Origin of the sequence: Flagellimonas amphidinii, assembly GCF_013090115.1 — a bacterium.
Classification (GTDB): domain Bacteria; phylum Bacteroidota; class Bacteroidia; order Flavobacteriales; family Flavobacteriaceae; genus Flagellimonas; species Flagellimonas amphidinii.
Genome location: NZ_JABFNN010000036.1, coordinates 24,014 through 49,042 on the forward strand (window position 1 = coordinate 24,014; position 25,029 = coordinate 49,042).

20 protein-coding genes and 2 tRNA genes are annotated in these 25,029 nt (G+C 39.4%); 7 read left to right on the forward strand and 15 right to left on the reverse strand.

From position 1 onward, the window contains the following. Positions 1 to 12 precede the first annotated feature (12 nt). The 3 genes from HJC33_RS10650 to HJC33_RS10660 all read left to right on the forward strand — a co-directional run bounded on the left by HJC33_RS10650 (position 13) and on the right by HJC33_RS10660 (position 2,717). Complete coding sequence (locus tag HJC33_RS10650; RefSeq protein ID WP_171658809.1) at positions 13 to 1,635, forward strand: SusD/RagB family nutrient-binding outer membrane lipoprotein; 1,623 nt, start codon at positions 13 to 15, stop codon at positions 1,633 to 1,635. An 11-nt stretch (positions 1,636 to 1,646) separates the two neighbouring features. Beyond that, on the forward strand, positions 1,647 to 2,519 hold the full coding sequence (locus tag HJC33_RS10655) for a hypothetical protein (RefSeq protein WP_171658810.1): 873 nt from the start codon (positions 1,647 to 1,649) through the stop codon (positions 2,517 to 2,519). Positions 2,520 to 2,642: 123 nt separating this feature from the next. Continuing rightward, positions 2,643 to 2,717 (forward strand) — tRNA-Val (locus HJC33_RS10660). Positions 2,718 to 2,735: 18 nt separating this feature from the next. Here the strand turns inward: HJC33_RS10660 and HJC33_RS10665 are convergent. From HJC33_RS10665 to HJC33_RS10700, 8 genes are all read right to left on the reverse strand, one after another. Beyond that, positions 2,736 to 3,791, reverse strand: coding sequence for a LacI family DNA-binding transcriptional regulator (locus tag HJC33_RS10665; RefSeq protein WP_171658811.1), 1,056 nt, complete (start codon positions 3,789 to 3,791; stop codon positions 2,736 to 2,738). A gap of 101 nt (positions 3,792 to 3,892) precedes the next feature. Beyond that, on the reverse strand, positions 3,893 to 5,218 hold the full coding sequence (gene xylA / locus HJC33_RS10670) for a xylose isomerase (RefSeq protein WP_171658812.1): 1,326 nt from the start codon (positions 5,216 to 5,218) through the stop codon (positions 3,893 to 3,895). Positions 5,219 to 5,228: 10 nt separating this feature from the next. Then, positions 5,229 to 6,710, reverse strand: coding sequence for a xylulokinase (locus HJC33_RS10675; RefSeq protein ID WP_171658813.1), 1,482 nt, complete (start codon positions 6,708 to 6,710; stop codon positions 5,229 to 5,231). Positions 6,711 to 7,069: 359 nt separating this feature from the next. Then, positions 7,070 to 7,498 (reverse strand): Fur family transcriptional regulator, encoded by a 429-nt coding sequence (locus HJC33_RS10680; RefSeq protein ID WP_171658814.1) that lies wholly within the window; start codon positions 7,496 to 7,498, stop codon positions 7,070 to 7,072. Positions 7,499 to 7,500: 2 nt separating this feature from the next. After that, the gene (locus HJC33_RS10685; RefSeq protein ID WP_171658815.1) at positions 7,501 to 7,938 is read right to left on the reverse strand and encodes a hypothetical protein; all 438 of its coding nucleotides are present in this window, start codon (positions 7,936 to 7,938) and stop codon (positions 7,501 to 7,503) included. After that, positions 7,935 to 8,375 carry a hypothetical protein gene (locus HJC33_RS10690; RefSeq protein WP_171658816.1) on the reverse strand — a complete coding sequence of 147 codons (441 nt, stop codon included), beginning with the start codon at positions 8,373 to 8,375 and terminating at the stop codon, positions 7,935 to 7,937. The genes HJC33_RS10685 and HJC33_RS10690 overlap by 4 nt, the downstream gene beginning before the upstream one ends. Then, complete coding sequence (locus HJC33_RS10695) at positions 8,368 to 9,555, reverse strand: ABC transporter permease (RefSeq protein WP_171658817.1); 1,188 nt, start codon at positions 9,553 to 9,555, stop codon at positions 8,368 to 8,370. The genes HJC33_RS10690 and HJC33_RS10695 overlap by 8 nt, the downstream gene beginning before the upstream one ends. Before the next feature lie 53 nt (positions 9,556 to 9,608). Continuing rightward, positions 9,609 to 10,235, reverse strand: coding sequence for an ABC transporter ATP-binding protein (locus HJC33_RS10700; protein ID WP_171658818.1), 627 nt, complete (start codon positions 10,233 to 10,235; stop codon positions 9,609 to 9,611). A 107-nt stretch (positions 10,236 to 10,342) separates the two neighbouring features. Here HJC33_RS10700 and HJC33_RS10705 point away from each other — a divergent pair, with 107 nt between their 5' ends. After that, positions 10,343 to 10,729: a MerC domain-containing protein gene (locus tag HJC33_RS10705; protein WP_171658819.1), complete on the forward strand. Its 387-nt coding sequence runs from the start codon at positions 10,343 to 10,345 to the stop codon at positions 10,727 to 10,729. A 30-nt stretch (positions 10,730 to 10,759) separates the two neighbouring features. Here the strand turns inward: HJC33_RS10705 and HJC33_RS10710 are convergent, their stop codons facing one another. The 7 genes from HJC33_RS10710 to nhaD form a co-directional block, all read right to left on the reverse strand. Further along, a complete protein-coding gene (locus tag HJC33_RS10710) occupies positions 10,760 to 12,172 on the reverse strand; it encodes an alkaline phosphatase PhoX (RefSeq protein WP_171658820.1) in 1,413 nt (470 codons plus the stop codon). Positions 12,173 to 12,392: 220 nt separating this feature from the next. Continuing rightward, a tRNA-Val gene (locus tag HJC33_RS10715) sits at positions 12,393 to 12,467 on the reverse strand. A 61-nt stretch (positions 12,468 to 12,528) separates the two neighbouring features. Further along, positions 12,529 to 13,740 carry a bifunctional folylpolyglutamate synthase/dihydrofolate synthase gene (locus HJC33_RS10720; protein WP_171658821.1) on the reverse strand — a complete coding sequence of 404 codons (1,212 nt, stop codon included), beginning with the start codon at positions 13,738 to 13,740 and terminating at the stop codon, positions 12,529 to 12,531. Continuing rightward, positions 13,740 to 14,615, reverse strand: coding sequence for an energy transducer TonB (locus HJC33_RS10725; RefSeq protein WP_171658822.1), 876 nt, complete (start codon positions 14,613 to 14,615; stop codon positions 13,740 to 13,742). The genes HJC33_RS10720 and HJC33_RS10725 overlap by 1 nt, the downstream gene beginning before the upstream one ends. Further along, the gene (locus HJC33_RS10730; RefSeq protein WP_171658823.1) at positions 14,615 to 15,001 is read right to left on the reverse strand and encodes an ExbD/TolR family protein; all 387 of its coding nucleotides are present in this window, start codon (positions 14,999 to 15,001) and stop codon (positions 14,615 to 14,617) included. Before HJC33_RS10730 ends, HJC33_RS10725 begins: the two co-directional genes overlap by 1 nt. A 9-nt stretch (positions 15,002 to 15,010) precedes the next feature. Then, positions 15,011 to 15,703, reverse strand: coding sequence for a MotA/TolQ/ExbB proton channel family protein (locus HJC33_RS10735; RefSeq protein WP_171658824.1), 693 nt, complete (start codon positions 15,701 to 15,703; stop codon positions 15,011 to 15,013). 57 nt (positions 15,704 to 15,760) lie between these two features. Next, positions 15,761 to 17,149, reverse strand: a complete 1,389-nt coding sequence (nhaD, locus tag HJC33_RS10740; protein WP_171658825.1) for a sodium:proton antiporter NhaD — start codon at positions 17,147 to 17,149, stop codon at positions 15,761 to 15,763. Positions 17,150 to 17,385: 236 nt separating this feature from the next. Between nhaD and HJC33_RS10745 the strand changes: the two genes are divergently transcribed. The 3 genes from HJC33_RS10745 to HJC33_RS10755 all read left to right on the forward strand — a co-directional run bounded on the left by HJC33_RS10745 (position 17,386) and on the right by HJC33_RS10755 (position 24,836). Next, positions 17,386 to 18,528 carry an acyl-CoA dehydrogenase family protein gene (locus tag HJC33_RS10745; protein ID WP_171658826.1) on the forward strand — a complete coding sequence of 381 codons (1,143 nt, stop codon included), beginning with the start codon at positions 17,386 to 17,388 and terminating at the stop codon, positions 18,526 to 18,528. A gap of 327 nt (positions 18,529 to 18,855) precedes the next feature. Further along, on the forward strand, positions 18,856 to 23,361 hold the full coding sequence (gene gltB, locus HJC33_RS10750) for a glutamate synthase large subunit (RefSeq protein ID WP_171658830.1): 4,506 nt from the start codon (positions 18,856 to 18,858) through the stop codon (positions 23,359 to 23,361). Between the two features lie 8 nt (positions 23,362 to 23,369). Then, positions 23,370 to 24,836, forward strand: a complete 1,467-nt coding sequence (locus tag HJC33_RS10755; protein ID WP_171658827.1) for a glutamate synthase subunit beta — start codon at positions 23,370 to 23,372, stop codon at positions 24,834 to 24,836. Positions 24,837 to 25,029: the final 193 nt, after the last annotated feature.

A 25,029-nucleotide genomic window follows, 5' to 3' on the forward strand; every position in this document is an offset into this window, starting at 1 on the left:
AAAGAAAAAAAGATGAAAAAAAATAATAATACATCCATTTATACATCATTCCTGGTGATGCTGTTGATATTATTCAATAGCTGTGAAATCGGTGATTTGGACCAGCTTGAAGACCCCAGCAACCTTAAACCTAGTAGTGCTGATCCAGAACTATTGCTCAATAATGTGCAGTTACAGTTTATGAGAGGCATTGCCTATAATGAAGACAATGAGGATGCCATCAATGTAAGGGCAGCCGAATTTGTAAGAATGCAACATTTGTTTGGTGCATACTCCGGACCATTCTCACTGGCTTCATCTTCCGTTGATGATTTATGGACCGACTTGTATCGCGAAACTCTACAAGATATCAATGTCCTTATTCCATTGGCTGAAGAAAGAGAACTTGATGGATATGTTGGGGTTGCCAAAATATTACAAGCGTATACCTATGTAATCCTAGTTGATACTTTTGGAGATGTTCCATTTACCGAAGCACTTCAAGGTAATAATGTGCCCAATCCAAAGTTGGACGATGGTCAGGACATTTATAATGCAATGCTTACCGTAATTGATGAAGGAATAGCATCCATTAATGTTCCAAACTCCATTATGCCCAATGACCTTTTTTATGGTGGAGATAAATCTAAATGGATTAGGGCAGCAAATACCTTAAAATTCAAAATGTATGCACAAATGCGATTGATCGGGGATTTTTCTTCGCAAATAAATAGCTTGATCAATTCTGGGTTGATAGAATCTGCCGATCAAGATTTTCAATTCCAATATTCCACAGTAGCCAGTGCAACGGGAGAAAGTAGACATCCCTACTACGCATTGTGCTATGATGCAGATGGCTCGGATGATTACATGGTGAGCTACTACGTTAATTTACTTAAGGCAGACAAAGGCTTTGAAGACCCAAGGTTGAGATACTATTTTTACAGACAAGTAGCAGAGACTCCAACTGGAGATGATTTACCATGTGAAGGTGAGCCTGGTTTCAACTTCTGCTATTTGGGAGATTTCTACTGGACCCGTGACCATGGTGATGATGATGGGGTACCACCAGACCAATTAAAGAGAACCACCTATGGTTTATATCCAATAGGAGGGGCTTTTGATGCGGATAACTTCACATCTGTGGTCAACAATCAAGGAGCTTCAGGCGCTGGTATCTTTCCATTAATGCTTTCATCTTATGTAAAATTCTTAATGGCAGAATCCGCTTTGATGAGCAATACAACTGGAGACCCAAGAACCTTATTGGAACAGGGAGTTCGCGAATCTATGGACAAAGTACTGAACTTTATTCCAGGACAGGTAGATGCCGCATTTGCAGCTACTGACCAACAAGTTGAGGACTATATAACCTATGTTCTTGGACAGTACGATGCCGCCAGCTCGGATGATGAAAGGTTAGATGTTATAATGAAAGAGTATTATATAGCATTATGGGGCAATGGTTTTGAAGCCTGGAACAACTATAGAAGAACAAGTATGCCAAGTGATATGTCACCCCATGTTACTACCCCCGGAGAATTCCCTAGAACTTTCCTTTACCCAGCAACTGTGGTGAACACAAATTCGAACATAAATCAAAAAGCCGTTACCACAAAGGTCTTTTGGGATACTAATACAGATAACTTACAATAAAAACAGAAATCATGTTAAAGGCAAAAAAAATATTCAATAAAACTAAAGGCCGTCAAACAAGGTTTTTTGTATGCTTTGTATTGGCAATCACAATCTTTTCGTGTGAGGACGGCGATAAAAATAATTTTGATGACTTTGAAAATGGAGGCTTTGTTAGATTGGCTACCGCATTTCCAACCGTATTGAGTATAAATACTTTGGAAGAGATAGCTAATTTCAGCATACCTGCAACATTTGAAGCCCCCGATGAAAATGTGGCAAGCTATAGCCTTCAGGTTTTTGCTACAATTTCTGGGACAGCGACTGATACCGTTTCCTTTGGAAATGAAATCAATAGCTTTCCTACAACAATAAACATCACCGCAACCGATGTTGCGAGTGCATTGGGAATAGAGATCTCTGATATAGGCTTTGGGGACACTTTTACTTTTTTAGGTACCGCAGTGAATGACAAAGGAACTGTGTATGGTCCTGAAAGGCTTTCGTTCAATACCGAAACCAAAGAAATCTCAGGTGGAAACAATACCAATGACCTTTTTGACGAACAAGGCTATAGACAAGCATTCAATTTTGGCTTTGCCATTCCTTGTCCTCCCGAGGCTGGCGAAATTGATGGTGATTGGATCATTGACATGCAAGATCTTTATGGTGATGGTTGGGACGGTGCTTTTGTTACAGTTACTATTGATGGAGTAGGCACCAACTATACTGTAAATGAAGGTTCAGCGGCCAATCATGTGGTAACAGTGCCCGCAGGCACCCAAACTCTAGTTTTTTCCTACACGCCCGGAAGTTATGAGGAAGAACACGTTTATACAGTTGAAAAACCAGATGGAACAGTTTTAGGTCCTTTTGGCCCAAATCCTCCCCTCTGCATCAACTAAACATTTCACCAATATTATATGTAAAAAGGCCCTTACTAGTAAGGGCCTTTATTATTAAATCCAAAAGGCTCACAGAAATTGTGGAGATTCTTCACAAATTTCCGATATTGCAGCCCCTTTTACGGGATATTAGCTCAGTTGGTTTAGAGCGCTGCCTTGACAGGGCAGAGGTCACTGGTTCGAATCCAGTATATCCCACATCTTTTCTTTACAGTTTTAGTTAATGCTTAAGGTTGAATCACGTTCTATTAAGCTGGTTTTGACCAATTTGGTGGTAAAAGGCAATAAACTTTGGGTTTCAATACGATCGATTAAAATATTTGCTGCAAGCTCGCCAATATATTTTCCATGTTGACTTACCATGGTCAATGCCGGAGTAACATATTTGGATAAGCGCCCATTGGTGAACCCTATAATGGATAGCTCCTCAGGAACCTTTATTCCTTTTTCCTTTACAATATTCAAGACATCAACTGCTGTAATTTCGTCCAAGGCAATGATGGCGTCTATTTTTGCATAACTCAGTAAAAAGGACATCAGAAGCTCCAGATCATCGTCTTTTTTTACTTTGACGATCAACTTGTCATCAAAACCAATATTCTCCTCTTTGAGAGCCTCTTTGTAACCCTCAAGCCTGAGTTTCCCAACACTTGAACCATGAATGGGCGATACCATGGCTATACTTTTACATCCAGTTTGCAGTAAATATTTTGTGGTTTTATAACCCGCCTGATGATCATCGACCACCACCTTATCACATTCAATTTTTTCAGTAACCCTGTCAAAAAGAACCAACGGAATCTGATTTTCCAAAAAATTGTGCAGGTGATCTATTTTTCCTCTATCCTGAGTCTCTTTGGACAAGGACATGATAAGTCCATCGATAGTACCAGAACCCAATAGTTCTACCGTTTTTATCTCTTTGAGATAAGACTCATCCGAAAAACAACTGACAATGTGGTATCCTCTGGCGTTTGCCGTTTTTTCAATACCGTAAAAGACCTGCGTAAAAAAGTAATTCAAAATATTTGGCACTACAACACCAATGGTTTTTGTGCTCCTCTTTAACAGGCTTACAGCTATTCTATTGGGCTTATAATGTTGTTCCTTGGCAAACTTTTGAATCCGCTGCTTAAGGTCATCACTTATTTCATGGCTATTGTTGATAGCCTTGGAAACCGTAGAGACAGAAACCCCAAACTTAAGCGCTATTTCTTTTAAAGTAATCTTTTTCATGCTGCCTTTTCCAAACATATCACCACTTTCACACATCAAAATTTATTTAATGCACGTGGCTCCAAACCAATCAGCAATATAACAAGAAAGAACCAACAAAAGACAAAGGACACCTTGTCAATTTTCTATATTTAAATCTAGATATGCTGGTTTAAGATATTTTCATAAAGTTCTTGCTTGCCACTTATCTGATCTGGCTCTCCTCCCACTTTGGCATAATCATACAAATCAGTTATGGTAAGTGATTCCCGAACAAAATCCAATCCTTTACCAGAATCAAATGAAGCGTATCGATTTCCAAGCAATTGTTCGTATGATGAATTATTGATTACTGAATCTGCAACCAACAAACCTCTTGCGAAAGTATCAGCGCCGCCAATATGAGCCAAGAAAATATCTTCCAAATCCGTTGAGTTTCTCCTTGTTTTGGCATCAAAATTAATTCCACCACCTTGAAGACCTCCAGATTTCAGGAATACAAGCATAGCTTCCGCAGTTTCAAGGATATTATTAGGGAACTGATCTGTATCCCAACCATTTTGGTAGTCCCCACGGTTTGCATCAACACTTCCTAACATACCTGCATTGGCAGCTACCTGCAACTCGTGCTGGAAAGTATGCTGTGCCAAGGTGGCGTGATTGACCTCAATATTTAATTTAAAGTCTTTTTCCAAACCTTGTTCACGGATAAAGTTTATGGAAGTGGCCGCATCAAAATCATATTGATGTTTAGATGGTTCCATAGGTTTGGGTTCAATGAAGAAAGTACCTTTAAATCCTTGCTTTCTTGCATAATCCCTAGCCATGCGCATGAAACGCCCTATGTTGTCCTGTTCCAATTTCATATTGGTGTTCAATAGGGACATATAGCCTTCTCTACCTCCCCAGAAAACATAGTTTTCTCCATTCAGCTCCATGGTAGCGTCCAAAGCAATTTTCAACTGTGCTCCTGCTCTGGCCACAACCTCAAAATTAGGGTTGGAAGCTGCTCCGTTCATATATCTTGGATGAGAAAATAAGTTGGCGGTCCCCCAAAGTAATTTTACACCTGAATCCTTCATTTTTTCCTTCAAGTAATCCACGGTTTGATGTACTCTTTTTTCAGATTCCACCAAAGTACCAGCTTCATCCACTAGATCATAATCATGAAAACAATAGTAATCAAAGCCCATTTTAGTGATAAATTCAAAAGCAGCATCCGCCTTTTCCTTTGCTGCTTGAACAGGGTCTGAAGAAGTGCCCCATGGAAAATTCTTGGTGCCCGGCCCAAAAGGATCTCCACCAGTTCCACACAATGTATGCCAGTATGCCATGGCAAACCTAAAATGCTCACGCATGGTTTTTCCAGCAACTACTTGTTCTGGATTATAATATTTAAACGCTAAGGGATTATCAGATTCCTTGCCTTCGTACTTTATTTCATTTATTCCTTTGAAATATTCTTTTTCTCCTATAAGTGCCATTTGAGTTTTGTTATTTGTTTATTATCAATTCCAGTTCTGTTTTCCAATTATTGTATGCCTCTTGGTAGGGCAATTTGTCCTTCAAGGGCATGAATGTCATCACATGGTCATTTTTTGTAAAGGATGAAAATTTATCATAATCCCCATCTTTCAGCGCACAGGCCCTAGCCGCTCCAATGGCTCCAGTGGTGTTATAAATTTCAATCTCTTGACCTATCAAGGTTGCTATGGTATTGGCAAAAATCTCAGACCTAAAAAGGTTGTCATTTCCTGCCCTAATTACTTTTGGTGAGATGCCATCAGATTGGATGATTTCAAAACCATATACAAACGAAAAAGCAATGCCTTCCAAAGCAGCCCTGCAAAGATGACCTTTGTGATGTCTATTTAAATTCATATTAACAATGCGGGTTCCAATATCTTGGTTGAGCAGAATTCTTTCCGCACCATTCCCGAAAGGAATCAAACAAATACCATCAGAGCCTATTTCTATCTCGGATGCCAACTGATTCATTTCCTCATAGGAAGAAACAGCCAAATTGTTCAACAACCATCTGTATTGTATGCCAGCACCATTAATACAGAGCAACTTACCCACATTCTGCACTTTTTGTTTTTGGTAGTTGACATGGGCAAAGTTGTTTACCCTTGCACACTCTTTTACAGAAAGATTATCCGTTACTGCATACATTACTCCAGAAGTACCTCCTGTAGCCGCCACCTCTCCAGGATGAAACACATTTAATGAAAGTGCATTGTTAGGTTGGTCCCCTGCGCGATATAAAATTGGCGTACCCTCCTTAAGACCACTCTCCTCTGCCCCTTGTTTAGAAACTATAGCTTGTTCAGAAAATGTTTCTACGATATTAGGAACCAATTCTGAATCGATTCCATAATGTTCCAAAATCTCTTGGGAAATTTCATCTTGTTTAAAATCCCAAAAAATCCCTTCAGAAAGCCCTGAAACAGTGGTGTTTATAGTATCTGAAAATTTAAACGCAATAAAGTCCCCGGGTAGCATGAACTTATCTATTTTCTCATAAAGCCCTGGCTCGTTTTCCTTGACCCACTTTAACTTGGAAGCTGTAAAATTAGCTGGGGAATTCAATAAATGGGTTTCACAAAACTCTTCTCCTATTTTCCCAAAAGCCGTTTCACCAATTTTCACGGCACGACTATCACACCAAATAATAGATTTTCTCAAAGGCTTTCCTTCAGCATCTACAACCACCAATCCATGCATTTGGTATGAAATACCTATACCTTCAATATCTTCTTTGGATACGTTGTACGCTCTTTTGATTTTTTGAATCCCTCGACAAACGCATTGCCACCAATCTTCAGGTTTCTGTTCTGCCCAACCTTTTTTTATGGCGTACATTGACATTTCTTCTTCAGGTTCCTGAACTACCCCAATAGCTTTTCCGGTTTTGCTATCCGTTAAGCCTATCTTGACCGAAGAACTCCCAATATCCAATCCTAAAAAGTACATATTCAGTAGTGATTATATCCAAATATAATTACGAATGGCATTGAAATCGAAAAAAAGGATCTCACCACGACCTCTTGCAGTCAAAACAACGAGTCCAAAATTTTGAAAATAAATTTTAAGTGATTGAAAAACAAATGATTAATTGCATTCTGATTTTGCGAAAATTTTCGAAAAGGGTTTCGTGTTTTTTCTGATTCAGAGATTTTTAAGTAAGAAATTCGTCGTTTTAAGGCTTAAATTTTACGCATCCATCAATTAGAGTATTCTAAAAATATCAATTCTCCAAATATAGCGTAGCTGAACCCCATAAAACCATCGCTGTTTTCGTAACTCACAAATTCCCTTTTCAAATGAACGGATTAACAATTTCCGCAGATTCCCTTAATAATGGTTTGAACACTTTTGGGTTTAAATCCATCGGGAACTTCTATCTGGAGTTCTGGCATACCTTTAACACAATATACGGTTTCGCAAGATTCGCAAACAAAATGGGCGTGCTCATGACCTGATGATGGCGAAGCACCCAAAGCATACTTGGCCACCCCTGTATGGTCATTAATGCTATGGATGAGTCCTACCTCCTCAAAAATGGCCAGATTTCTATATAAAGTGGACTTATCTGCATTCTCCACCAATATTTGTTTTAAATCGCTATAGGATTGCGCATGTTTGGCATTTTTAAAGTGATGAATCAGCTCTAAACGCAACTTGGTTTTCTTCAACCCCTTATCTGCCAAAAGTTTTTGGTCGCTCTGATCGATTATTATAACCTTTTTCTTTAGTGACATTCTTAAAGACTTAGAGCTTCAGCTTTTTCAATACGATAATAGCAATGATTCGGGTTATCCCGATTTAGCCGTAGAATTCCATTCACAGAAAGTAAATCGTCCATTACAAAGGAAGGTTTTTTAGCAAATTGAAGCTCAATGATAGTTTCTGGGCCTCCATTCCCACAAAAAAAACAGGAAGCCATTGGGTTCTTTGATAGCAAGTAAACAGATTGTGTCCCCTCCAACGCCAAAAAATAACCCGAGATGATAACTTCTTGGCCTTCCAAGGCTATTAAAGTCGGTGCAAATGTTGCCTTCTTAAATATAGTAAGGTCTGTTTTTGACTCCCAGGAAATACCCTCTGATAAATCTGACCAATCCAAATAGGTTTGGGAGTGGATTTTGGATTCACCAATTCCGATTAATACTATAAAAAAAAACAAAACTTGAGTCTTCAATTTATCAATTGACCAGTGGCCTCTTTTAAAATATAATTGCAATGATCTACGTCGTTGGCATTAAGCTCCAAAACACCTTGAACTACCACAATTTGATCTGTCCTGAACGAAGGTTTTTCTTTAAAATTAACTTCTATAATTGTTTCAGGTCCTGCTGCTCCGCAGAAAAAACAAGAAGCCATTGGGTTTGCCGAAACCAAAAATATATCTCCGCTTCCGGAAATATCCAAGAAATAGCCTTTTATTTTGACATGCTGTCCACGGAAAGATCTAATTCTTTTTCCAAAAGTAGGCATCAAAAAATTAACATCATATTTTTCATTATATACAGAGGCAAAATCCACATCCTCAAAATCTTCCCAGCTTAATTCAATCTGAGCAGAAACCGTATGCCCTATAAAAATCGACATTATTATTAAACCTAAATAGTTACGCATCTGCAAGTGTTTTGGATATATTCAATTTAAAAATGGTTGTTGAAGCCAATAATACGGCCAACATTGTTATAAGCAAACTTACACCCAATAAGATGAGTTCAGATAGATTTGGGCTGGAAAATTGTAGGCCATACCCATAAGAATCTTCAATAAAATATGAGGTTGCCCAAATCCCTAATCTTCCCAAAATCCATCCCAACAAGAAGCCTATTAGTGTTAAAAATAAACCTTCAAGAAATACCAACCATAACAACTGACCGGTTCTTAAACCATAAGTGCGCAATAAAGCCAGTTCTTGCCTGCGTTCCCGAATTGTCTTTAATAGACTTATAAAAATACTCAATCCAGAGACCAATAAAATTGCTAGGGCAATTGCATTTATTGTTTTAACTCCCGAACCCAACAACCCCATCAAACGCTGTATTTCAAAACCTGGCAAAGCTGCTTGCATGCTAGTATTTTCATTAATAAATCTAGGCATCTGCACTACACCTAGTGGGTTTTTAAATTTAACCAATGAAGAAGTGATTTCCTTTTCTTCATGATGATCATCCCCATCATGGTGTTCTTCCTTATGATGATCTTCCTCATGGTGTTCTTCATCGTGACCTTCTTCCTCATGGTCATGAACATCCCAAATACTTTCTAAATTGGTGATGAGCAACATATCAACAACTGTTCCCGTAGGTTTCAATAATCCAGTAATGGTAAAAGGATGGTTTTCATGTGTTTCCATGCTCGTTGAAGCCAATCCATGTGAACTGGTAAATGTATCCCCTACCTTCAACCCTAATTTTTGGGCAACAGCACTTCCAGCTACCACCTCAAAAGAGTTGGCAAACAAATCCCCCTCTTCAAGCTTGGCTTGATATCTATCCAAGTATTCATGCTCTGTCCCCAAAATACGATAACCTTTATAGTTATCCCCATAAGAAACAGGAACAGTAGTTTCAACTAATGGATTTTTCGCTAAGGATTCAGCTTCTTTTAGTGGAATGTTACCTGTTGGGACATCTATGTGAAGGACCGAGGACAATACCAATTGCAAAGGACTTCCCTTCGCCCCAACCACCATATCAAAAGGTGCTATGTTCTTTTTCAACTGACCCCCAACTTGTTCACTGAGCTGAAGCACGTAGGTAACCAGAGAAACACTCAAAACCAACAGCAAAAGACTCAAAAACAAATTGAGTGGTTTGGATATCATATTACGGAATGCAAGAAAGCCTAAACTCATAGTGTCAGTTGATTTTTGAAGTGGGACTTAACCCTCTGGTCGTGGGTTATAATAACTAAGCTACTGTTACAAATTTCAGCCTCGTCCTTTAGTAACTGAATCACTTTGGCGCAATTGGCATCATCAAGGTTAGAGGTTGGCTCATCTGCAAAAATGACCCAAGGTTTGTGAATTATCCCAAGTGCAATTGAAAGTCGTTGCTGCTGTCCCTGACTAAGTTGTGTGACCTTTTTCTTTAAGTGGTCCACAAGCCCCAACCGCAGGGCAAGTTCTTCAACACGCCCACTATCCAGAGACTTCTTGGGAAAACTCTGTCTCAATCGAAGATTTTCCAAAACAGTAAGAGATCTAACAAAATGATATTGTTGGAATATTAAACCTATATGACTCCCCCTAAATTGATCCATGGATTTACGTTTTAGGGAATTTAATTCTGTCCCTGCTATTGAAACTGCTCCTTTTGAAGCAGGCAGCAACCCTGCCAATACATGTAACAAAGTAGTTTTACCAACACCTGAGGGGCCTAAAATCAAAAGGTGTTCTCCAGGTTTTACATGAATGTTGGGAAAAGTGAATTCAGAACCATTCCCATAGGAAAATTGTAGTGCAGATGTCTTTATCAACTCAGTGGTTTTTGACAAAAATAGAAATAATCACAAATGCAACATAGTTGCATTTAAAAAATTAAGTTATTTTTGCATTTAATTAGTTCAAAACTATAACATAGAGAATGAAACTCATCCAACTAGCATCAAAATCTGATATCATAGGAGCTACCGCCAGCGGACTTTGCCTTGTACATTGTTTGGCCACACCTTTTCTTTTTATTGCTCAAGCCGGCCTGATTGCTGGAGGAGAAGCAAGTCCACCTTGGTGGGGTGCAATAGACTTGTTTTTTTTGATAATCTCCTTTTTTGCAATAATCTGGTCCAACAAGACCACCAGTAAAAAGTGGGTAGGCTATGCCCTTTGGGCATGTTGGTTATTGCTGGCATTTGTAGTTTTGAACGAGAAACTTTCCTTGGTTTCACTCGCTGAAGAAGCAGTCTATATTCCTGCACTGGGCTTGGTGTTTTTTCACCTCTACAACCGCAAGTACTGCCAGTGTGAAAGATGAGAATTCTCATCAAAGGCAATTCTTAGCAACTTAAACCTTAGATTTATTGAATTTCTCCCATGGGCCAGTTATGGCAACAGTATCACCATTCTCTTGAACATTTACAAATAGTGTTTTTCCAGAAGGTGAAAAGACAAGGCCTGTAAGTTCAGATTGTGAACTTCTGTTGCATGCCAAGGTATAAATATTACCATCTTTATCAATTCCTCTTATATGGTTTAATTCACCATTATCCTCACACAAAAGAACATCTCCCCAAGGGGCTATGGTAAGATTGTCGCACATATGCAACACGGTTTTGTCGTTGGATTCGGCATAAAGCTCAAGTATGGCAGGTTGTTCATTTTCAGTTTCAGCACCTTCTTTTGATGACAAACTATACTTAAATACCTGTCCGAAATTGTCTGGACCTCCATTAGTACATGCAAAAAAGAGTTCTCCCTCTCCCATCCAAATGCCTTCGCCACGGGCAAAACGAGCGGCTCCTTTGTCAAATCCTTGATATCTTAAGTTATCTTCCGCAGATTCCACATCCTCTAAATCTATCCAATAAACCTCTAACTGCTCATCTTTTGCAACAGTAGGTGTTTCCCAATTTCTTGTGTCTAAACTTTTTTTGTTGCGAATAGCCATTGCCTGCAGCAATCCACCGGCCAATAGATTTTCCTTCTCATTAGGCACAAATCTATAGAGCAATCCATCATGCCTATCCTCTGTAAGATAAACACAGCCAGAATTTGGATCAATGGCCACCGCCTCGTGGTTAAAACGCCCCATTGCCTTAATGGGAATTGGTTCCACCATGTCCTTTGCTTTCATGGGAACTTCAAAAACATAACCATGATCTTTAAGAATGTTGGAGCCATTGGCTTTGGTAACATCTTCCTCACAGGTAATCCAACTGCCCCAAGGAGAAACTCCGCCTGCACAATTTCTATAAGTACCAGCCAAACTCATATATTCAGATACAACTTCCCCGGTATCTTCATTATAGATTAAAGTGGAAGTACCTCCCAATCCTGGATTGGTTCCGCTTCCAGAATCGTAGAGTTTATCTAAATCTACATTGGGCAGCAATTCGTTCTCCAGACCAAACGGACTATTTTCTAAAGGAGTTGGGCTATTCTCATGGTTTCTTATGATAACCGTATTGCCCATTTCATCAAGAAAAGCTCCCATTCCATCAGGTCTGCCGGGCACTAGCAAGCCATCAGCCATTTTTCCACCTGACTTTGATATAATTTTATATGAAAATCCTTCAGGAAGATCAAGGTATTGCTTCGGATCTAATTTTATATCCAAACTTTCTGATTCATCAACTTCAACACCGGCGGTCTTCCTCTTCTTATTTGTACAGTTCACCAATGACACCAGAGCCAAAGATGTTAGTGCTGATTGTCTTATAAAATGTCTTCGTGTATAATCTTTTGTGTTATCGTTCATGGTGTATCTGCAACTGTAATTTTGTAATAAATTTAAATGAATCGAGTGATTGTCCCCAAGAAAAATCTTGTTACAATTTTGTTCATAAAGATATTCAAAGGACCGAAAACAGCAGTTCTGTTTTCCATTTGGAAACGTTTTGCTAACATACACTCAACATTGAAGGAATTTTAGCGCAACAAAAAAGCCTTCGAATCATCGAAGGCTTTTTTATGTATTGTGGGCGCGAAGGGATTCGAACCCCTGACCCCCTGGGTGTAAACCAGGTGCTCTGAACCAACTGAGCTACGCGCCCCAAAATCGGAGTGCAAATATAACATCATTTTTTACATACAAAAAGGAATATTGGTAAAAAATCAAATGATTTCTGCCACTACAAATGTACTTCCACCAACAAATATCAAATCATCACTTCCAGCTTTACGTAAAGCAGCCCTAAATCCTTTGCCAACTGATTTGTAAGTACTACCATCTAAATGAAGCTTGGAGGCTGTTTCTCTTAATTTTTTTACTTCCATTCCCCTCGGAACATCTGGCTTCACAAAATAGTAGTGGGCTTCTTTAGGAAAGAGTTTCAATAAATGTGCAACTTCTTTGTCATTGACAAACCCAAGAACTATGTGCAGTTTTTTATAGTTCTGCACTTTTAATTGCTTTAATACCGCACACAATCCTTCTTTGTTATGTGCAGTATCGCATATTACTTTTGGACTATCCTGCATGATTTGCCATCTCCCCAAAATCCCGGTATTTGATACTACATTTTTCAGCCCCTTTTTAATATGGTTTTCTGTAATCTCAAAATTTTGAAGTTGCCTTAAGCACGCAACCATACCTCTGCTATTTTGTTTTTGATAGTTCCCCAACAAATCTGATGGATAATCATCAATTTCCAACTCATCAGAAAAAACAATCTTGGCCCTTCTTTGACGAGCTATTAGTGTAAAAATCACTTCAGTTTCAGGTTGTCTTTCACTAATGACCACAGGAACATTGCGTTTGATGACCCCTGCCTTTTCCATGGCAATTTTTTCTAGGGAATCTCCAAGAATATGGGTATGGTCCCAACCTATATTGGTAATAAGACTTACTTCCGGAGTGATAATATTGGTTGAATCCAATCTACCTCCCAGTCCTACTTCTATAATTGCAATATCTACATTTTCCTCGTTAAAATAGTCAAAGACCATACCTACCGTCATTTCAAAAAAGGATAGTTGATGGTATTCCAAAAACGGTTTATGGTTTGCTATGAACTCTTTTACAAACTTTTTAGGTACGGGCTGTCCATTAATTTTGATTCGCTCTCGAAAATCCTTTAAATGGGGTGAAGTGTAAAGACCTACCTTATAACCTGCTTCTTGCAGAACCGAAGCCAACATATGACTACTGGAACCTTTTCCATTGGTCCCTGCCACATGAATGCTCTTAAATTTCTTTTCTGGGTTACCAAGAATCTCAGCAAAGTTGACAATGTTATCCAGCTTATCCTTATAAGCTGAAACTCCCCTTTGTTGATACATGGGAAGCTGGGTAAACATCCAATCCAAAGTCTCTTTATAGGTCACTATTGCCCTAATTTAAAGTTGACCACCACAAAACCTATTTGTTGGGATGGCGCATTGGAATCTAAATTCCATTTATGAAGAAGTGCAGTTTTCCTTGCCGGTTCCAACAGACAAGGTGCTGTATTGGTAGTTCCTTTAACTCCTGGGGTAGCTTTTATAACACGACCGTTCCTGTCCACTACAATTCGGACAACCACCCGGCCATCTTCATTACATTCTTGCTGTACTTTGCCCTTACTGACCAAGGAACGCCCATTGAGACCATAGCCCCCTGTTCCGCTTCCACTTCCGGGAGCTCCATAATATGTGGTAGCATAAGGGTCTCCGTCTGGTTGGCTTTTATCCCCTGTCTTGTTATCATCTCCTTCGCTCCCCGTTGTGGTTCCATCGGACTTCCCAATACCACCTATAAGCGCATCCAGACTTTTTTTCTTGGCTTCCTGTTCTTGTTTCCTTCTTTCTTCGGCCTCTCTTTTTTCTTTCGCAATTCGGTCTGCTTCTGCTTTGGCTTTTTTAGCCGCATCATCTGCTTTGCGTTTTGCTTCTTGCCGCTGCTTTATTTTTATGGTTTCTTCTGTTTCAGCCGTTAAAACTTCTTCCACAGGCTCTTCCTCAACGGTTTCTTCAGGGATTTCTTCCTGCACTTGCTCTACAGGCTGACTTTCCACCTTTTGGGGTTCAGAGCGAACCTTTTCCCTAGGTTGCACTTCACCACTACCAAAATCCATAGTGCCAAAATTCACCGCAATCCCATTTTCAATAGGTGGGTCCAAATAGGTTAGTCCTATATAAAAAAGCAATAGAAGGAGTACGCTTAAAATAATGGTTGTAAGCGTAAAGGATTTTTTCTTGTGTCTCGTATCTAAAAACGACATTATTTGGGTCGCACAGCCAAGATAACCTTGTAACTGTTCCTATTGGCAATGTCCATAACGTTTACGGCCTCTTTAATAGCCACGTTTTCTTCTGCCCTAAGAATGATGGTAGGTTTATCCTGACCTTCAAGCACTTTTTTTAATTCAATTTCAACGTATTCTTTGCTAATCTGTTCATTGTTCACATAATATTCCAAATCCTTACTGATGGTAACTGAAACATTCTGTGTATTGGTGGATTTACCTTTCGCTTTGGGCAAAAGCAAATCCAATGCGTTGGGTGCATTTGATGTCAGCATAAAAAATACCAACAACAAAAACACAATGTCCGTCATAGACGACATGCTAAACTCTGGACTTATTTTATTTCTCCCTTTTAATTTCATGTTTGAAATTTAAATGGGTTCATTTAACAGATCCAAGAACTCAACGGCATTAGCTTCCATCTTGTGCACTACTTTATCCGTTCTGTTCACCAAGTGATTGTATCCTATATAAGCGATAATACCCACAACCAATCCAGCTACGGTAGTGGTCATTGCGGTATAAATCCCAGAGGCCAATGACCCCATTTCAGCTTGCCCTCCACTACTTGCCATTTCATGAAAAGCTAAAATCATACCAATTACGGTTCCCAAGAAACCTATCATGGGAGCAGCACCCGCTACAGTTGCTAAAACACTAACATTTTTTTCAAGCTTATATACTTCCAGCGTTCCAGCGTTTTCAATTGCCGTATTGATATCATCCAAAGGCTTACCAATTCTGGAAACTCCCTTTTCCGTCAATCTAGCAACGGGTGAATCCGTCTGGGCGCACAAAATTTTAGCCGCTTCCAATTTACCGTTCATGATATGATCACGAATCTGGTTCATGAAGTTTTTGTCAATTTTAGAAGCCGCTTTTATTGCAAAAATGCGTTCAAAATAAATGTAGAGTGCTACAAAAAGAAGTACAAACAACACTAAGATAATGATGATACTTCCGGTACCTCCATTAACAATCAAATCAATTACGGAAAGGGTTTTTTCTTCAGAAATAGATGCACCTATTTCTGTACCTTCCTCTAATTCTTGAAACAAAATCATATAAAATCCCCAATTTAAGTTGCAATAATAACGGAGATTTTCGACCTAAAGTATTTTTTAGAATAAATATCTCATGACCATAAAACACAAGGCTCCTGCAATAAAGCCCATAAATGCCAACCATGCTATTTTCTTAAAATACCAAAAGAAGTCTATTTTTTCCATTCCCATGGCTACAACACCTGCTGCAGAACCAATAATCAGCATACTTCCCCCCGTTCCAGCTGAATAGGCAATAAAGTGCCATAATTGATCATCCAAAGGCTCGGAAAACATTCCTAAACTTGCTGCAACCAACGGCACATTGTCAATAACTGCAGACCCTACGCCTAACAGCAAAATAACCAAGTCAGAAATTTGGGTTCCCGCCATTTCAGTTCCCAATAAAGGCATTCCTTGTTTTAGCCCTTCAGCAAAATTGAAAAGAAGCCCTAAAGATTCCAGTCCAGCCACAGCCATTAATATCCCTAAGAAAAAGAGAATACTTGGAAGCTCGATCTTCGTCAATGCACTATGTAGTGGACTATGGTGACCGGTAGTATCATGCCCTTCTCCTCCAACACTGGAAATACTGAATTTAGCACTACTATATATCTCTGCAAAAGTTGCCACCACTGCAAGGGACAACATCATTCCAACATAAGGGGGCAAATGGGTAATTGTTTTAAAAATTGGCACAAAGACAATCGCCGCCAAACCTAAATACAACATGGTTGCACCGAACTTTGACTTGGAAGGAGCTGATTCTTCTTGCTCAATAGTTCCTTTGAAAGCTGGAAGAAATGACGCAATCAAAGTTGGCACCAACATACAAATTAGAGATGGCACCAAAAGGTGTTCGATTAACATGGCAGTAGAAACTTTTTTACCAATCCAAAGCATTGTTGTGGTAACATCTCCAATAGGTGACCAAGCACCCCCTGCATTTGCTGCTATAATAATAAGACCTGCATACCAGATTCTTACATTGCGATCTTTAACTATCTTCTGAAGAATGGAAATTAATACGATAGTAGCTGTAAGATTGTCAATAATTGCGGAAAGTATAAAAGCTAAAAAAGCAAAAATCCACAATATTCTTTTTTTGCTCTTGGTCTTCACAAAGGTTTTTATAGTGGCAAAACCATCAAAATAATCAATGATTTCAACAATTGTCATAGCGCCCAAAAGGAATACCAATATTTCAGAAGTCTTTCCAAGATGGTGAAGTAAAGTCTCTTCTAGAATATGCATTTTCTCCTCATGGCCAAACTCTCCAAAATTTTCCATCAAGGCATGCTTTCCCGAATCAAACCAAGTGGTAAACCCATCGATTCCAAAAACCATTAGGGCCCATAAAATGGCCATCATGGCCAAAGCGGGGATTAATTTATCAATCTTAAGATTGTGTTCCAGGGTTATAGCCAAATATCCTACGACAAAAACGACGATGAGAAGGGTTTCCATGCTTTAGTTTGGTTTATTAGGTAAATATTTTGATGAAGTTTTCTCTAGCGCTTAAAGATATTCAAAATGAATTTGGTCTCATAATCAAATCTGAATAATATCCATTTCAATTTAGGAATAAAATATTCGTTTTTTACCCAAAAGATTAAATCATTCTCATTTACAATCCATTTTTTATGAAAAATTACCAGCATACCTCTATATTTGTATTCCATTTTTAACTTTTTCACAATTTTATGGAGTTTACACTTTCTGAAGAGCAGTTGATGATTCAACAAGCTGCACGAGATTTTGCAGAAGCCGAATTATTGCCAGAGGTCATTGAGAGAGATGAAGAACAACGTTTTCCCCACGAGCAAGTCAAAAAAATGGGAGAACTGGGTTTCATGGGAATGATGGTAGACGAAAAATATGGTGGTAGCGGCATGGACACCTTATCCTATGTGCTCGTAATGGAAGAACTTTCCAAAATTGACGCCTCAGCTTCAGTGGTAGTCTCAGTAAATAATTCCCTAGTCTGCTGGGGACTTGAAACTTACGGAACCGAAGAGCAAAAACAGAAATACCTGACAAGATTGGCCTCCGGCGAAGTAATAGGCGCTTTCTGTTTATCAGAACCTGAAGCCGGAAGCGATGCAACTTCCCAAAAAACAACAGCCTTTGAAAAGGATGATTATTATGTATTGAATGGAACCAAAAATTGGATTACCAATGGAGGTACTGCCGAAGTATATTTAGTAATAGCACAAACACATATTGAAAAAGGCCATAAGGGCATCAATGCCTTTATTGTTGAAAAAGGAATGGAAGGCTTTGAAATCGGTCCCAAAGAAAATAAGCTAGGGATTCGAGGAAGCGATACCCATTCGCTCATCTTTAATGATGTTAAGGTTCCAAAAGAAAATCGTATTGGTGAAGATGGATTTGGATTTAAGTTTGCCATGAAAACCTTAGCAGGAGGTAGAATAGGAATTGCGGCACAAGCTTTGGGTATAGCGGCAGGTGCTTACGAATTGGCCAAAAAGTATTCCAAAGAACGAAAAGCCTTTGGCACCGAAATTATGAATCACCAAGCTATTGCTTTTAAATTGGCAGATATGCACACCAAAATACAAGCCGCTCGACATTTGGTCTACAAAGCAGCTTGGGACAAGGACAACGCCAATAATTATGATTTATCTGGAGCAATGGCCAAATTATTCGCCTCAGAAGTAGCAATGGAAACAGCAGTGGAAGCCGTTCAAATACATGGCGGCAATGGTTTTGTTAAAGATTACCATGTAGAACGTTTAATGCGTGATGCCAAAATCACCCAAATTTATGAGGGCACTTCTGAAATTCAAAAAATTGTGATTTCAAGAAGTATTTTAAGGGACTAAGCTTAAAATCAATTTCAATTAACAACCCACCCCTATATTTTTATAGGGGCTTTGCTACTTTTAACAAAAATTTAATGCAAAACCCCTCTACAATTAAAAGGGGTGTTATTCCCAACAACACCAATCTTTTAAAATACCCCAATAATATATAAGGTTAAACCAGTGTATATTTTTGATTTTGAGATAATGATAATTTTACAACACTCATTTTCAACATATACATAATTTTTAAGTTTTTTCTACATACGTTGATGAATTATGTGATATTTATTAAAATCATTGTCATTTTTCCATCTCTAATGATATATTTGAATAAATATCGTAATGATGAGATTGGAAAAACAAGGGCTGTATCTACCAGAATTTGAGCACGATAACTGCGGAGCAGGATTTATTTGTAGTTTAAAAGGAAGAAAATCCAACGACATAATTCACAAGGCGTTGGAAATTCTAGAAAAACTGGAACATCGAGGCGCTGTTAGTGCCGATGGCAAGACAGGTGATGGTGCAGGAATCCTAATTGACATTCCTCATGACTTCTTTACCGAAGTATGTCCATTTGAGCTTCCAAAAGCAGGAGAATATGCCGTTGCCAACGTTTTTCTTCCTCAAAAAGAAAATCAACGAGATTTTTGCATAACCACTTTCGAAGAAAACCTTAAAAAACAAGGGCTACAACTTTTGGGCTGGAGGAATGTCCCCGTAAACAGATCTGTTCCGGGAAGGATAGCCAAAGAAACAGAACCTTTTGTAAAACAAGTTTTTATAGGTAAAGGGGAGGCTTTGGACGATTTCCAATTCAACTTAAAACTCTTCATTGCAAGAAAAATAACAGAGCATACAATTATTGAAAGTAAGCTCTCCCAGCTTCAATTTTTCTATTTGCCAAGCCTTTCAACCAAGATTATCATTTTTAAAGGACTTTTGGTGCCCAACGATATCAGCAGATATTATGAAGATCTTTTAGATCCAAGAGTAGTAACCCGATTGTCTCTGGTCCACCAACGTTTTTCCACCAATACTTTTCCAACTTGGGATTTAGCACAGCCCTTTCGTTATATGTGCCACAATGGTGAAATCAACACCCTTCGTGGAAATGTTTCCAGAATGCGTTCCAGAGAAGAACTTATGGAAAGTGAATGGTTTGGAGAGGACATTAAAAAAATATTGCCCATTGTACTTCCCGGAAAATCGGATTCTGCCAGCATGGATATGGTGGTGGAATTATTACTGATGACCGGAAGATCACTCCCAGAAGTAATGATGATGTTAGTACCTGAAGCATGGGAAAAAAACAACGAAATGTCTGAAACCAAAAAGGCATTTTACGAATACAATTCCTGCTTAATGGAACCTTGGGACGGTCCTGCTTCCATCCCTTTTACGGATGGAAATTATATTGGTGCCGTTTTGGACCGTAATGGATTAAGGCCTTCAAGATATTCCGTAACCAAAAAAGGATATGTCATCATGTCCTCAGAAACCGGTGTGGTCGACTTAGAACCAGAAGACATTGAATTCCACGGTAGACTGGAGCCTGGTAAAATGTTCTTGGTAAACATGGAAGAGGGGCGCATAGTCAATGATGAGGAAATCAAGGAGTCCATTGCCAAAAAACACCCTTACAAAAAGTGGCTGAAGAACAATTTGGTACACCTAAAGGATATTCCTTATAATGATTGCCCTGTATTTTATGGAGAGTTTCCTTTGGAAACCCGCACATCGGCCTTTGGATATACTTTAGAGGACATCAACACCATAATCCTTCCCATGGCAAAGAATGGAAAGGAACCTATTGGTTCTATGGGGTCAGACACTCCCATAGCGGTACTATCGGAAAGACCTCAATTAGTCTACAATTATTTCAAACAACTTTTCGCACAGGTTACCAACCCACCTTTGGATGGAATTCGCGAAGAAATGATTACCGACATCAGCCTAACCTTGGGTAGCGATCATAACATATTTGATTTTTCTGAATTGCACTGTCGCAAACTGAAGATTCAAAATCCAGTGATTTCAAAAGAGGATTTGGATAAAATCAAAAATTACGATGCCAGTCCAGATTATAAAGTAGTCTCTATATCCATCTTATATGAAATTTCAAAAGGCCATAATGGTATAGAGGAAGCTCTAGAGGCTGTATTGACCAAAGCCTCCAACGCCATTGATGAAGGTGCCAACATTATAATTCTTTCAGATCGAATGGTAAGTGCCGAAATGGCTCCTATTCCTGCTTTATTGGCCTGCTCTTATGTAAATAGTGGTTTAAGGAAACTGGGGAAACGTTCTAAGTTGAGCATCATCGTAGAATCTGCCGAGCCTAGAGAGGTGCATCATTTCGCATTGCTCTTCGGATTTGGGGCCAGTGCCATAAACCCATATTTGGTCAATGAGATCATCGGCCAACAAATTGAAGAAAACGATATTACTGAATACACTTTTGAAGAAGCCATAAAGAACTATAACAAGGCCATTGGCAAAGGGATTTTAAAAGTGATGAACAAAATTGGGATTTCCACTTTAAACTCTTACCGTGGCTCCCAACTATTCGAATGCATTGGCATCAACACTAAAGTGGTGGATAAGTATTTTCCAAATACCCCAACAAGAATACAAGGTATTGGATTGTATGAAATTGAGAAGGAAGTTGCCAAACGCCATAGAAAAGCATTCAAAAAACAGGAGTTAGCAGCCAATCTTGACTTGGAGATTGGCGGAGAGTACCGTTGGAGAAGGGATGGTGAAAAACACATGTTCAATCCATTAAGCATCGCCAAGCTTCAAAAAGCGGTACGCAATAACGAGCCGAAGACCTATAAGGAATACTCCGATTTGGTCAATGAGCAATCAAAACATCTGATGACCATCCGTGGGTTGTTCGAGTTTTCAAACTTCGATCCAATCCCAATTGAAGAGGTGGAGCCTTGGACAGAAATTGTAAAACGCTTCAAAACAGGAGCTATGTCCTACGGAAGTATCAGTAAAGAGGCGCATGAGAACTTAGCGATTGCCATGAACCGAATCGGAGGAAAGAGCAATTCTGGTGAAGGAGGAGAGGATTCGGCTCGTTTCTATAAAAACCAATCGGGGGATTGGAGAAACAGTGCCATAAAACAGGTAGCATCAGGCAGGTTTGGGGTTACGTCCAACTATTTGACCAATGCCAAAGAGATTCAAATAAAAATGGCACAAGGAGCTAAACCAGGTGAAGGAGGGCAACTTCCAGGCCCAAAGGTAAATCCTGCCATTGCCAAAACTCGTAACTCAACTCCGTATGTGGGATTGATTTCTCCACCACCCCACCACGATATTTATTCCATTGAAGATCTTTCTCAATTGATCTATGACTTAAAATCAGCCAACCGAGAAGCAAGAATCAATGTAAAGCTAGTCTCTGAAGTAGGTGTTGGTACAGTAGCCGCCGGTGTAGCCAAAGCCAAAGCTGATGTTGTTCTGATTTCTGGTTTTGATGGAGGTACAGGAGCCTCTCCATTGACTTCCTTGAAACATGCAGGACTTCCTTGGGAATTGGGAATAGCCGAAGCGCAGCAAACCTTGGTTTTAAACGATTTGCGAAACAGAATTGTCCTGGAATGTGACGGTCAACTGAAAACAGGAAGAGATGTTGCTATAGCTTGCCTTTTGGGAGCTGAAGAATTTGGGTTTGCAACAGCTCCGTTGGTAGCTTCAGGTTGTGTAATGATGCGCGTTTGCCATTTGAATACCTGCCCCGTGGGAATAGCCACTCAAAACCCTGAACTCCGCAAAAAATTCAAGGGAAAACCTGAGCATGTAGTAAACTATATGTATTTCGTTGCACAAGAACTTCGGGAAATTATGGCCAAACTTGGTTTCCGAACGGTCAATGAAATGGTGGGACAAGTCCAAAAACTAGATAGAAAAAAAGCTATTGAACATTATAAAGCATCAGGAATCGATTTAAGTCCAATCTTATATCAAGTTGATGTTCCGGAGGGCACAGAATTTTTCAATACTGAAAGTCAGGAACATGCTGTCAACAATTCCATTGAATTCGATATTATTGAAAAAGCTCACCCTGCATTGTTCAGAAAGGAAAAAACCTCTTTGGATTTTCCAATCCACAACACTGATCGCGCAGTTGGAGCCATTATCAGTAATGAAATCTCTAAAATCTATGGTGAAGATGGACTACCTGAAAACACCTTGAAATTGAATTTCACCGGTTCTGCAGGGCAAAGTTTTGGTGCATTCTCCACGAAGGGGTTGACTATGGTGGTCAATGGAAACACAAACGATTACTTAGGAAAGGGACTTTCAGGCGCTAAACTGATAATAAAAGTACCCTACAAATCCACATTACAACCCGAAAAGAACATCATCACAGGAAATGTGACACTATATGGGGCAACTTCTGGTGAAGCTTACATCAATGGAAAAGCAGGGGAACGTTTCTGTGTGCGTAACTCTGGGGCAACTGCTGTTGTAGAAGGCATTGGAGACCATGGCTGCGAGTATATGACTGGAGGAGTAGCAGTTATTTTAGGTGCTGTCGGAAGAAATTTTGGTGCAGGCATGAGTGGCGGTATCGCTTATGTTTATGATGTTGACAATACTTTTGAGAGCAGATGTAACGGCGAAGCTCTTAATTTGCTTCCTGTGGAAGAAGAACAGGATATAAACCAACTGCACACACTTATAGAAAATCACTACAACGCTACATTAAGTCCAATCGCTCAACATATTTTAGAAAATTGGGAAGAAAGTCTTCCAAAATTCATAAAAGTATTCCCAGAGGAATATCGCCAAGCTTTAATCAGATTGGAAAAAGAAAAATTGCAAACCTTATAATTTGAAAGATGGGAAAGACGACTGGATTTATGGAATATGACAGAAAGGTTGAGAGTTATGCCCCTGTCAAGGAACGTATCAAAAACTATAAGGAGTTTACCATCCCTCTTGAGGGTAGTGAACTGAAAAAACAAGGTGCAAGATGCATGGACTGTGGAATTCCCTTTTGCCACAGTGGTTGTCCATTAGGCAACCTAATTCCTGACTTTAACGATGCTGTTTATCAAGGAAAGTGGGAAAAAGCCGCTAAAATTTTACATTCAACAAACAATTTTCCAGAGTTTACAGGAAGATTATGTCCGGCTCCTTGCGAAGAAGCCTGTGTTCTTGGAATCAACGAAGACCCAGTATCCATAGAAAACATTGAAAAGAATATCGTTGAAACTGCTTTTGAGAAGGGTTGGATTCAACCTAAACTACCTATCAAACGTACTGGAAAAAAAGTGGCTGTTGTGGGTTCTGGACCAGCGGGTCTGGCAGCTGCTCAACAACTAAATAGAGCAGGTCATTCAGTTACAGTTTTTGAACGGGATGAAAAACCAGGGGGGCTACTTCGATACGGTATTCCAGATTTCAAAATGGAAAAAAATATTATTGATCGTAGACTCGAAATCTTGGAAGCTGAGGAAATTACTTTTAAAACCGGGGTTCATATCGGAAAAGATATTGATGCAAACAATCTTAAAAAAGAGTTCGATGCTTTGGTACTTTGTGGTGGAGCCACAGTACGCCGACAACTTCCCATTCCAGGAGCAGATTTAAAAGGAGTTGTTCAAGCAATGGATTTCCTTCCACAGAACAACAGAAAAGTTGATGGTATCCCTTTTAAAGGAGATGAAATTTCAGCCAAAGGCAAAAAAGTGATTGTTATTGGTGGAGGAGATACTGGTTCAGATTGTATCGGCACTTCTATCAGACATGGGGCGGTTTCAGTAACTAATTTTGAAATTATGCCTAAATCCACTTCAGATAGACCAGAGGGTCAACCATGGCCATTTTGGCCCATGCGATTACGCACAAGTTCGTCTCATCAAGAAGGCGCAGATAGAGTTTTTAGCATTTCTACAAAAAAGTTCGTGGGAGACGAGCATGGCAATTTAAAAAGTCTGGTAACTGCGGAAGTAGAATGGATCAGGGAACCTGGAAAACGTCCCATTCTTAAAGAAGTTGAAGGATCCGAAAAAGAATGGGATTGTGATTTAGCTTTACTGGCATTAGGTTTTACAGGCTCTGAAACTTCTATTGCTGACCAACTGGGACTAACAATGGATGCAAGAACCAATATTAATGCTTCTGCCGCAAATTATAAGACCAATGTTCCTGGTGTCTTTGCCGCAGGTGACCAAAGAAGAGGACAATCTCTTATCGTCTGGGCGATTTCAGAAGGCAGGCAAGCTGCTCACCATGTAGATGCCTATTTAATGGGAAGTTCAGAACTTCCCTTAAAAGGGAATGGAGATCTCCCAAGAGTATAAAAGCAAATATCCAACCAAACCATTTTTTATGAGCTCCTTAAGATTATTCTTAGGGAGTTTTTTTATTTGAGTAAACCTTCTTCATTTGGAAAGAAAAAGATAACGTATAAGTATACAAACAAAAAAGCCCCTTCACTGTTTGTGAGGGGGCTTCGAGGAAGGCGGCGACCTACTCTCCCACCTGGTGTGGCAG

Bases quoted from the DNA above. Each gene is read 5' to 3' on its own strand.
- HJC33_RS10650 (WP_171658809.1), top strand. From the start codon at position 13: ATGAAAAAAAATAATAATACATCCATTTATACATCATTCCTGGTGATG.
- HJC33_RS10655 (WP_171658810.1), top strand. From the start codon at position 1,647: ATGTTAAAGGCAAAAAAAATATTCAATAAAACTAAAGGCCGTCAAACA.
- HJC33_RS10665 (WP_171658811.1), bottom strand. From the start codon at position 3,791: ATGTGTGAAAGTGGTGATATGTTTGGAAAAGGCAGCATGAAAAAGATT.
- xylA (WP_171658812.1), bottom strand. From the start codon at position 5,218: ATGGCACTTATAGGAGAAAAAGAATATTTCAAAGGAATAAATGAAATA.
- HJC33_RS10675 (WP_171658813.1), bottom strand. From the start codon at position 6,710: ATGTACTTTTTAGGATTGGATATTGGGAGTTCTTCGGTCAAGATAGGC.
- HJC33_RS10680 (WP_171658814.1), bottom strand. From the start codon at position 7,498: ATGTCACTAAAGAAAAAGGTTATAATAATCGATCAGAGCGACCAAAAA.
- HJC33_RS10690 (WP_171658816.1), bottom strand. From the start codon at position 8,375: ATGCGTAACTATTTAGGTTTAATAATAATGTCGATTTTTATAGGGCAT.
- HJC33_RS10705 (WP_171658819.1), top strand. From the start codon at position 10,343: ATGAAACTCATCCAACTAGCATCAAAATCTGATATCATAGGAGCTACC.
- HJC33_RS10710 (WP_171658820.1), bottom strand. From the start codon at position 12,172: ATGAACGATAACACAAAAGATTATACACGAAGACATTTTATAAGACAA.
- HJC33_RS10725 (WP_171658822.1), bottom strand. From the start codon at position 14,615: ATGTCGTTTTTAGATACGAGACACAAGAAAAAATCCTTTACGCTTACA.
- HJC33_RS10730 (WP_171658823.1), bottom strand. From the start codon at position 15,001: ATGAAATTAAAAGGGAGAAATAAAATAAGTCCAGAGTTTAGCATGTCG.
- HJC33_RS10735 (WP_171658824.1), bottom strand. From the start codon at position 15,703: ATGATTTTGTTTCAAGAATTAGAGGAAGGTACAGAAATAGGTGCATCT.
- nhaD (WP_171658825.1), bottom strand. From the start codon at position 17,149: ATGGAAACCCTTCTCATCGTCGTTTTTGTCGTAGGATATTTGGCTATA.
- HJC33_RS10745 (WP_171658826.1), top strand. From the start codon at position 17,386: ATGGAGTTTACACTTTCTGAAGAGCAGTTGATGATTCAACAAGCTGCA.
- gltB (WP_171658830.1), top strand. From the start codon at position 18,856: ATGAGATTGGAAAAACAAGGGCTGTATCTACCAGAATTTGAGCACGAT.
- HJC33_RS10755 (WP_171658827.1), top strand. From the start codon at position 23,370: ATGGGAAAGACGACTGGATTTATGGAATATGACAGAAAGGTTGAGAGT.